Source organism: Streptomyces pseudogriseolus, assembly GCA_002154585.1.
In the GTDB taxonomy this organism is placed as follows: domain Bacteria; phylum Actinomycetota; class Actinomycetes; order Streptomycetales; family Streptomycetaceae; genus Streptomyces; species Streptomyces pseudogriseolus.
Genome location: MUNG01000702.1, coordinates 1 through 426, shown reverse-complemented (window position 1 = coordinate 426; position 426 = coordinate 1). Strand labels below are relative to the sequence as shown.

At 77.2% G+C, this 426-nt stretch carries 1 protein-coding gene; it reads right to left on the bottom strand.

The features are described 5' to 3' along the window. Positions 1–426: IucA/IucC family protein (locus tag CCN29_RS36725; protein ID WP_442538692.1), on the bottom strand; the 426-nt coding region annotated here is incomplete at both ends.

Genomic DNA, 426 nt, shown 5'->3' with positions numbered 1-426 from the left:
CGGCGAGCGGGTCGCCGTCGAAGCCCTCCACCAGGGCGGCGGCCAGGCAGGGCGTGGCACCGGGGGCCAGACGGCCGTCGAAGCCGTCGCGGACCACGACCGCCAGCTGCTCCACGGCGAAGTCGGCGGTGCGGTGCCCCCGGTCGCTCAGCCAGGCCCCGCCCGCCGGGCCGTCGGCGAAGGCGTCCCGTACGGCCGTGTCGGTGGCGCGCAGGCGGGCCAGGTCGTGCCGCCACAGCCGGCGGACGTCGTTGGTGATGCGCACGTCGAGGCTGAACTTCAGGAACAGGTCGTCGCCGGGCGCGTACACGGTGCGGACGGCCGCCGTGGGCCACACCGCCCCGCGCGTCTCACCGAGCCGGACGAGACGCCCGTCGGCGAACGCGGGGGCGAGGTCGTCGGCGGCGAGGTCGAGCTGCCAGGGGT